This window comes from Sphingopyxis sp. LK2115, from assembly GCF_014595975.1.
GTDB lineage: Bacteria > Pseudomonadota > Alphaproteobacteria > Sphingomonadales > Sphingomonadaceae > Sphingopyxis.
Genome location: NZ_JABWGQ010000042.1, coordinates 131546 through 139537 on the forward strand (window position 1 = coordinate 131546; position 7992 = coordinate 139537).

Annotated in this window: 7 protein-coding genes; 3 read left to right on the top strand and 4 right to left on the bottom strand. The window is 64.9% G+C overall.

The features are described 5' to 3' along the window. Window positions 1-163: 163 nt before the first annotated feature. From era to lepB, 3 genes are read right to left on the bottom strand one after another with little or no spacing between them, the layout of a single operon-like run. On the bottom strand, window positions 164-1057 hold the full coding sequence (era, locus tag HUW43_RS08530; RefSeq protein WP_188237001.1) for a GTPase Era: 894 nt from the start codon (window positions 1055-1057) through the stop codon (window positions 164-166). Then, window positions 1054-1734 carry a ribonuclease III gene (gene rnc / locus HUW43_RS08535; protein WP_188237002.1) on the bottom strand — a complete coding sequence of 227 codons (681 nt, stop codon included), beginning with the start codon at window positions 1732-1734 and terminating at the stop codon, window positions 1054-1056. The genes era and rnc overlap by 4 nt, the downstream gene beginning before the upstream one ends. Next, the gene (lepB, locus tag HUW43_RS08540; protein ID WP_188237003.1) at window positions 1731-2606 is read right to left on the bottom strand and encodes a signal peptidase I; all 876 of its coding nucleotides are present in this window, start codon (window positions 2604-2606) and stop codon (window positions 1731-1733) included. Before lepB ends, rnc begins: the two co-directional genes overlap by 4 nt. Window positions 2607-2808: 202 nt before the next feature. Between lepB and pgi the strand changes: the two genes are divergently transcribed. Together pgi and gor are read left to right on the top strand one after the other, a co-directional pair. Beyond that, window positions 2809-4314, top strand: a complete 1506-nt coding sequence (gene pgi, locus HUW43_RS08545) for a glucose-6-phosphate isomerase (RefSeq protein WP_188237004.1) — start codon at window positions 2809-2811, stop codon at window positions 4312-4314. A 91-nt stretch (window positions 4315-4405) separates the two neighbouring features. Continuing rightward, window positions 4406-5752: a glutathione-disulfide reductase gene (gene gor / locus HUW43_RS08550; protein ID WP_188237005.1), complete on the top strand. Its 1347-nt coding sequence runs from the start codon at window positions 4406-4408 to the stop codon at window positions 5750-5752. Window positions 5753-5818: 66 nt separating this feature from the next. Here the strand turns inward: gor and HUW43_RS08555 are convergent, their stop codons facing one another. Next, window positions 5819-7228, bottom strand: coding sequence for a short-chain fatty acyl-CoA regulator family protein (locus HUW43_RS08555; RefSeq protein ID WP_188237006.1), 1410 nt, complete (start codon window positions 7226-7228; stop codon window positions 5819-5821). A 212-nt stretch (window positions 7229-7440) separates the two neighbouring features. Here HUW43_RS08555 and HUW43_RS08560 point away from each other — a divergent pair. Next, on the top strand, window positions 7441-7992 hold a 552-nt coding region (locus tag HUW43_RS08560), incomplete at its 3' end, for a carboxyl transferase domain-containing protein (protein WP_317450843.1).

A 7992-nucleotide genomic window follows, 5' to 3' on the forward strand; every position in this document is an offset into this window, starting at 1 on the left:
GGGGCGCACAGGGCTGACCTTTCCTGAACTTTGGCATGTTGGACCGATGGCACGCTCCTTCCGCCGGCCGGATGGCTGGTTCTGCCTGGCGTGACCCAAAAAGGCCGAAAGCTTATTCCCTGTCCCGACCGCGCAACCGCTCGCGGCGTTGCGAATGCGGGCCTCAGTCCACCCAGTCGAGCCCCATGTCGCGATAGACGCTGCGGTCCTCGTCCCAGTTTTCCTTGACCTTGACGTGCAGGAACAGATGAACCTTGCGACCCAATAGTTCGGAGAGCTCGGCGCGCGCGCGGGCACCGATTTCCCTGATGCGCGCACCGCCCTTGCCGAGCACGATCGCGCGCTGGTTGTCGCGCGCGACGAGTATCTGCTGATGGATTTCGGCACTGCCGTCGGGCCGCGTCTTGAACAGATCGGTCTCGACGGTCGACTGATAGGGCAGTTCCTCGTGCAGCTGGCGATAGAGCTGTTCGCGCGTGATTTCGGCGGCGAGCGTCCGCTCGGGCGCGTCGCTGACCTCATCCTCGGGAAAGTGCCACGGGGCTTCGGGCATCAGCTTCGCGAGGTGCGCCTTGAGCTCGGCGACGCCGTCGCCGGTGCTCGCCGAAATGAAAAAGGTTTCGTCGAACGCGACCCTGCCGTTGAGTTCGGTCGCGATCGTGAGCAGCTTGTCCTTTCTGGTCAGATCGACCTTGTTCAGGACCAGATATTTCTTCTCGGACCGGCCCGCGACGCCATCGAGCACGCGCTCGACGCGGCCGGTCAGCCTCGCCGCGGCATCGACCATGACGAGGATCGCTTCGGCATCCTCGATGCTGCCCCAGGCGGCAGCGACCATCGCGCGGTCGAGGCGGCGGGCGGGCGCAAATATGCCTGGTGTGTCGATCAGGATGATCTGCGTCTCGCCCTCCATCGCGACGCCCATCAGCCGCGTGCGGGTCGTCTGCGCCTTGGGGCTGACAATCGCGACCTTCTGGCCGACAAGCGCGTTGACGAGGGTTGATTTGCCCGCGTTAGGCGCTCCGACAACCGCAATGAAACCGCAGCGCTGGGTCATTTTTCCTGTCCTTCGAGTTCGGCGAGCAGCGCTGCCGCGGCCGCCTTTTCGGCGGCCTGCTTGCTCGCGCCCACGGCTTCAGCGCACGCCAGCTTGCCAACGCGAACGGCGACGCGGAAGCGCGGGGCGTGGTCGGGGCCTTCGCGCGATATGATTTCATATTCGGGCGGACGGCGACCGCGCGCGAGCGCCCATTCCTGAAGCGCGGCTTTCGGATGCTTCGGTGCGGCCTGTTGCCCGTCGATCATTGCGCCCCACTGGGCGAGGATGAAGGTGCGCGCCGCTTCAATGCCCCGGTCGAGATACAGCGCGCCGATCAGTGCTTCGATCGCATCGGCGGCGATATTGTCGCTGTAACGGCCGCCATCGTTCCGCGCCTGCGCGCCAAAGCGGATCATCGCGGGCAGGCCCAGCCGCTGTGCGATCGCGGCGCAGGTCGCGCCCGATGCCAGCACATGCAGCCGCGACGACATCTCGCCCTCGCTCGCGGCCGGAAAGCGCGTGTAGAGTTCGGATGCCAGCACCAACCCCAGAACGCGGTCGCCCAGAAACTCCAGCCGCTGATAATCGGCAAGGCCCGTGCTGCCGTGCGTCAAGGCCAGGTCATAGAGCGTCAGATCGTCAGGGATGCAGCCGACGATCTCGGCGAGCGCCCTGGTGTCGAGAGGATCGCTCAAAAACCGTCCCCGATGCGGTCCCAGCGCGCCGCGGTGAACCAGCTGATCGGATTGATCCAGCTCGCCGATCCGTCGGTCGAGAACATGCTGACGAGCGCGTGTCCGACCAGATTTTCTTCAGGAACCAGGCCGATGCCCTGATTCTCCATTGCCGGAAAGCGACTGTCGGCGCTGCGGTCCCGATTGTCGCCCATCAGGAACAAATGACCTTTGGGCACGATGACAAGCGGCACATTATCCTCGGCGATGGGCACGATGTCCAGGATCGCATAGCTCTTGCCGTTCGGCAGCGTTTCGCGGAACTGTTTGTAACGGCACTGGCGCTGGCCGTCCGGCCCGACCTCCTCGAACTCCATCGCATAGCAGGGCAGCGTGCCGGATGCGCGCGCGGCTTCGATCATGTTCGGCGTCACCGGGATCACGAAATCGGGCATGGGCTCGCGGGGCAACGGCTTGCCGTTGAGCCAGACGATGCCGTCACGCAGCTCGACGCTGTCGCCGGGAAGGCCGATCACGCGCTTGATATAGTCATTGTCGGCCGTCGGCGGCGCTTTGAACACGACGACATCGCCGCGTTCGGGCGTGCGCGGGAAAATCCGGCCAGGGATCAGCGGCAGGCTGAACGGCAGGCTATGTCTGGTGTAGCCATAGGCCATCTTGTTCACGAGCAGATAGTCGCCGATCAGCAGTCGCGGCTGCATCGATTCCGATGGAATGTTGAAGGGTGACAGGAAAAAGCTGCGGAACAGCAGCACGGCGATGGCGAGCAGCGCGAGGAAACGCACCGTGTCGACGGCCTCTTCCTTCGCCGACGCGGGCGTCGGCGCGGACGGCGAGGGGGAATTATCGGCGGCAAGGCTGGCTTCGGTCATGCCGCGGCATTGGCGATGAATAGGATGCCACGTCAAGCGAATATCGGCGGCTGGCGCTGGCGCCGTGCGAGCGGCGGGCTTAGAGAAGGGCCGACATCTCACCCCGTTCGCATCGAGCGAAGTCGAGATGCCCGTCGTCGTGGCGCCGCGCGTCGGATGCCTCGGCGTTGCTCGACACGAACGGATAATCAAGGACGATTCCATGACGACCGCCTCCGACGCCTGGCAGGCCCTTGCCGACTGGCAGCCGCAGAAACTGACAGATCTGGTCGCCGCCGATCCCGACGCGCGCCTGCAGGCGCTCGTGCGCAACGTCGCCGACATCCGTTTCGACTTTGCCAAGACGCACCTCGACGATACGGCGGTCGCAATCCTGTCGGGCCTCGCCGAGGCACAGGATTTCGGCGGGCGGCGCAAGACGCTCTTTTCGGGCGGCATCGCCAATCCGACCGAGAACCGCGCCGCCGAGCATAGCGCCGAGCGCGGCGATGGCGCGCCCGAAACGGTTCATGCCGCGCAGGCGCTGCACCAAAGAATGCGGATGATGATTGACGCGATCGAGGCGGGAGCATTCGGCGAAATCCGCCACCTGCTCCACATCGGCATCGGCGGCTCGGCGCTCGGTCCCGACCTGCTCGTCGATGCGCTCGGCCGCCACAGCGACCGTTATGACGTCGCGGTCGTCTCGAATGTCGATGGCGCCGCGCTCGAGGAAGCCTTTGCCAGGTTCAGTCCCGAACATACGCTGGTCGCCGTTGCGTCCAAGACCTTCACCACCACCGAAACGCTGCTCAACGCCAATTCGGCGCTGCAATGGCTCGACGAGGCGGGGATCGCCGACCCGGTCGGCCGTTTCATCGCGCTCACCGCCAATCCCGGCCGTGCGATGGAATGGGGGATCGACGAAACGCGTATCCTGCCGTTCAGCGAGACCGTCGGCGGGCGTTATTCGCTCTGGTCATCGATCGGCTTTCCTGCGGCGCTTGCGCTTGGATGGGACGCCTTTGCCGACCTGCTCGAAGGCGCCGCGGAAATGGACCGCCACTTTCGCCTTGCCGATGGCGCCGACAATATCTGTCTGCTCGCCGCCTTCGTCGACCAGATCTATGCCAACCGCCTCGGCTGCCAGACGCGCGCGGTCTTTGCCTATGACGAACGGCTGCGGCTGCTTCCCGACTATCTGCAACAGCTCGAGATGGAATCGAACGGCAAGTCGGTGACGCTGGACGGCAAGCCGCTCGCGCAGCAAAGCGCGCCGATCACCTGGGGCGGTGTCGGCACCGATGCCCAGCATGCGGTGTTCCAGCTGCTCCATCAGGGCACACACCTGGTGCCGGTCGAATTCGTCGTCGCGCGCGAGCCCGATCACCGGCTCGACGAAGCGCATCACGAAACGCTGGTCGCCAATTGCATCGCGCAAGGAGCGGCGCTGATGGCGGGGCGCAGAAGCGACGACGGTGCGCGCAACTATCCGGGCGACCGTCCTTCAACCACGATCCTGCTCGATCAGGTCACCCCGCGAAGCCTGGGCGCGCTGATCGCCTTTTACGAACATCGCGTCTTCGCCAATGCCGTGCTGCTCGGCATCAACCCGTTCGACCAGTTCGGCGTCGAACTGGGCAAGGAGATGGCGAAGGGGCTTGCCGAAGGGACGGCTGGCTTCGATCCGGCGACGCAAGCGCTGATGAAGGCCGCGCTCGGCGATTAGGCTCAGCGTAAAAATCGATTGGCATTGCGCCCGCGCGTAACCACATAGGCGCGGGCCGCGAACGGCGGCCTGTTCATGTCAGGGGTTCTTCATGTCCGATTTCGATTTCGACCTGTTCGTCATCGGCGCCGGTTCGGGCGGCGTGCGCGCGTCGCGCGTCGCGGCCTCGCACGGCGCGCGCGTCGCGGTGGCGGAGGAGCATCGGGTCGGCGGCACCTGCGTGATCCGCGGCTGCGTGCCCAAGAAACTGCTCGTCTATGGCGCGCATTTCGCCGAAGACCTGAAAGACGCGCGCCAGTTCGGCTGGGACGTTCCCGACTGCCGTTTCGATTGGGACGTGCTGCGCGACAATGTGCTGGCCGAGGTCGACCGGCTCGAAGGACTGTATGGCCAGACGCTCGACAATCACAAGGTCCGGGTTTTCAAGACCCGTGCGACCGTTATCGGGCCGCAGAAGGTCCGCCTTGCCGACGGGCAGGAGCTCACCTCCGAACGCATCCTGATCGCGACCGGCGGCTGGCCGCACGTTCCGGATTTTCCGGGCAGCGAATATGCGATCACGTCGAACGAGGTGTTCCATCTCGAAACGCTTCCGAAGCGCGTCGTGATCGCGGGCGGCGGCTATATCGCCAACGAGTTTGCCGGCATCTTCAACGAATTCGGAAGCAAGGTGACGATCGTCAACCGCGGCGACACGATCCTGCGCGGCTATGACGAACAGATCCGCGACCGGCTGCTCCAGATTTCGATGACCAAGGGCATCGATTTCAAGTTCAACGCGCCCTTCCGCTCGATCGAAAGGAATGACGACGGGTCGCTGACCGTGCTGCTGGAGAATTGCGAGCCGATCGTCACCGACGCGGTGCTGATGGCAACGGGGCGTGTCCCCAACACCAGGGGGCTCGGTCTGGAAGAGGTCGGCGTTGATCTGGATGCGGCGGGCGCGATCAAGGTGGATGAGCAAAACCAGTCGTCGGTGCCGAGCATCTATGCCGTCGGCGACGTGACCAACCGTATCCAGCTGACCCCGGTGGCGATCCGCGAGGGACAGGCATTTGCGGACTCGGTGTTCGGCGACCGGCCGACGGTCGTCGATTACGCCAATGTCCCCAGTGCGGTGTTCAGCCACCCGCCGATCGGGGCGGTCGGCATGACCGAGGCCGAGGCGCGCAACAAGCTGGGTTCGATTCGCGTCTACACCAGCGATTTTCGCGCGATGAAAAATGTCCTTGCGGGTCGCAACGAGCGAGCGCTCTACAAGATGATCGTCAACGCCGCGACCGACCAGGTCGTTGGCCTGCACATGATCGGTCCCGACGCGCCGGAGATATTGCAGGCCGCGGCAGTCGCGGTGAAAGCCGGGCTGACCAAGGCCGATTTTGACGCGACGGTCGCGCTGCATCCGAGCATGGCGGAAGAGCTGGTGTTGTTGAAATAGCGTATCGCGGGACAGCTGTTCCCCTTCGTTCGACGTGAACGGACTTTAAGGCAGTTTTCGTTTCCGTCACCCGATACGATACGGCACCACATCGCGCCGGTCCGGATCGACCAGGATCGGCCGGTCGCTTGGCGGAAACGCACGCTGGTCGCAGTCATCACGCGGGCAGATGCGGCACGAGGAACCGATGCGCGTTGCGGCCTGCGGTGCGTCCACATCCACCCCGTCGGCATAGACGAAATCGTCCGCATATTGCGCCTCGCACCCCAAGGCGACGGCGTAGCGCCGCGGGGAGCGCGCATAGCTGCCCGATGGTTTCACCAGCCCTTTCGCCATCGACACATAGCGCAGGCCGTCGGGCGTTTCGGCCAGCTGAAAAAGGATGCGGTCGGGGATCGCGACCGCTTCATGGACAATCCACAAGGGACAGGCGCCGCCGAAGCGCGCGAATTGCAGCCGCGTCGCGCTGTGCCGCTTGGTGATATTGCCCGCCATGTCGACGCGGCAGAAGAACATCGGGATGCCGCGCGCGCCGGGACGCTGGAGCGTCGAGAGGCGGTGGCACGCCTGCTCGAAGCTCACGCCATATTCGAGCCGCAGCCGGTCGATGTCATGGCGCACCGCGCGCGCACTGGCGCGAAAGGCGGCATAGGGCATCAGCAACGCGCCCGCGGCATAGTTGGCGAGGCCGACGTGAAGAAGCTGGCGCGCGGCGGCGGTGCGCAGCGGGCTGGCCTCGACAACCACCGCGATCTCGCCCGCCAGCGCGAGCGCCGCGAGCTGGTGCGCCAGCTGGAAGCGACGCGTTTCGGCGGGCTGCGACGGGTCGATGACGAGGTGGCGCATGGTTGCGTCGAAATCACGCAGCGCCTGCGCCTGTTGATAGACGATCGAAATGCCGAGCGCGTCGCGCAGTCGCTGTTCGATCCGTTCAACGGGCGGCGAGGCGGCTTGCCCACAGAGCTGGTTTGCAAGTGCCTCGGCGGCGCGGTCGAGCCGGTCGACATAATTGCCCGCGTCGTGGAACCAGTCGCGCACCTCTTCCCACGGCAGGCGGCTACCCTCGGCGGTGCCGCCGGTGAGCGCCTCGTCGATGATCTGGAGCCGCTGGCCTGCGCGACGATAGGCGGCGTGGAGGGTGATGAACTGATCGGCGAGCTGCGGCTGCTGGAGCGCCGCGCGCTCGATCTGGTCGGGGGACAGGGGAGATGCCGCAAAGAGCGGATCGGCCGCGGCCTCGCGCAGTGCGCCCGCACGGCGGTCGCCCGCGTCGGCGGCGACTTCTTCCCATTCGAGCGGGAACAATTTTTGCAGCCGGTCGAGGAGGGCAGGGGTCAGCGGGCGGTCGTCATGCTCAATCTGGCTGAGGTAGGAGGTGGAGATGGCGAGTGCGGACGCGAAATCGGCCTGCTTGATGCCGCGTTCGAGACGCAGGCTTTTGAGGCGAGTCCCTGCGAAAATGCGTTGGCGGGTCATGTTCCTGATTCTCCGTCCCCATTCGCATCGAGCGAAGCCCATATGCCCATCGATGCCGGGCAAGCCTGCTGGGTATCGCGACTTCGGTCGACACGAACGAGCCGCCGAGGTTGATACTTTGCAAACTGGCACTTTGCAATTTTGCAAATTCGCATTTGCCTCGCGCTCGCCAACAAGGCAGGGGAGCCTGTCGCATTCATCCGGAGAGCCGCATGTCCGCCAATATCGCCGAAATGGAACGCCGCCGCGCCGCCGCCGCGCTGGGCGGCGGGCAGAAGCGTATCGATGCGCAGCACGCCAAAGGCAAGCTGACCGCGCGCGAGCGGCTCGACGTGCTGCTCGACGAAGGGTCGTTCGAGGAGATCGACGCCTATGTCGAGCACGACTGCGTCGATTTCGGGATGCAGGATCAGAAAATCCCCGGTGATGGCGTCGTGACCGGATCGGGGACGATCAACGGCCGTCTGGTTTATGTGTTCAGCCAGGATTTCACCGTCTTTGGTGGTTCGCTGTCGAAACGCCATGCCGAAAAAATCTGCAAGGTGATGGACAAGGCGATGCTCGTCGGCGCGCCGGTGATCGGCCTCAACGACAGCGGCGGCGCGCGTATTCAGGAAGGCGTGGCAAGCCTGGGCGGCTATGCCGACGTGTTCCAGAAGAATGTGCTGGCGTCGGGCGTGGTGCCGCAGATCAGCCTGATCATGGGGCCATGCGCGGGCGGGGCGGTTTACTCGCCCGCAATGACCGACTTCATCTTCATGGTG

Excerpts from the sequence above, each read along its gene's own strand:
- lepB (WP_188237003.1), bottom strand. The coding sequence starts at position 2,606 with ATGACCGAAGCCAGCCTTGCCGCCGATAATTCCCCCTCGCCGTCCGCG.
- era (WP_188237001.1), bottom strand. The coding sequence starts at position 1,057 with ATGACCCAGCGCTGCGGTTTCATTGCGGTTGTCGGAGCGCCTAACGCG.
- pgi (WP_188237004.1), top strand. The coding sequence starts at position 2,809 with ATGACGACCGCCTCCGACGCCTGGCAGGCCCTTGCCGACTGGCAGCCG.
- HUW43_RS08555 (WP_188237006.1), bottom strand. The coding sequence starts at position 7,228 with ATGACCCGCCAACGCATTTTCGCAGGGACTCGCCTCAAAAGCCTGCGT.
- gor (WP_188237005.1), top strand. The coding sequence starts at position 4,406 with ATGTCCGATTTCGATTTCGACCTGTTCGTCATCGGCGCCGGTTCGGGC.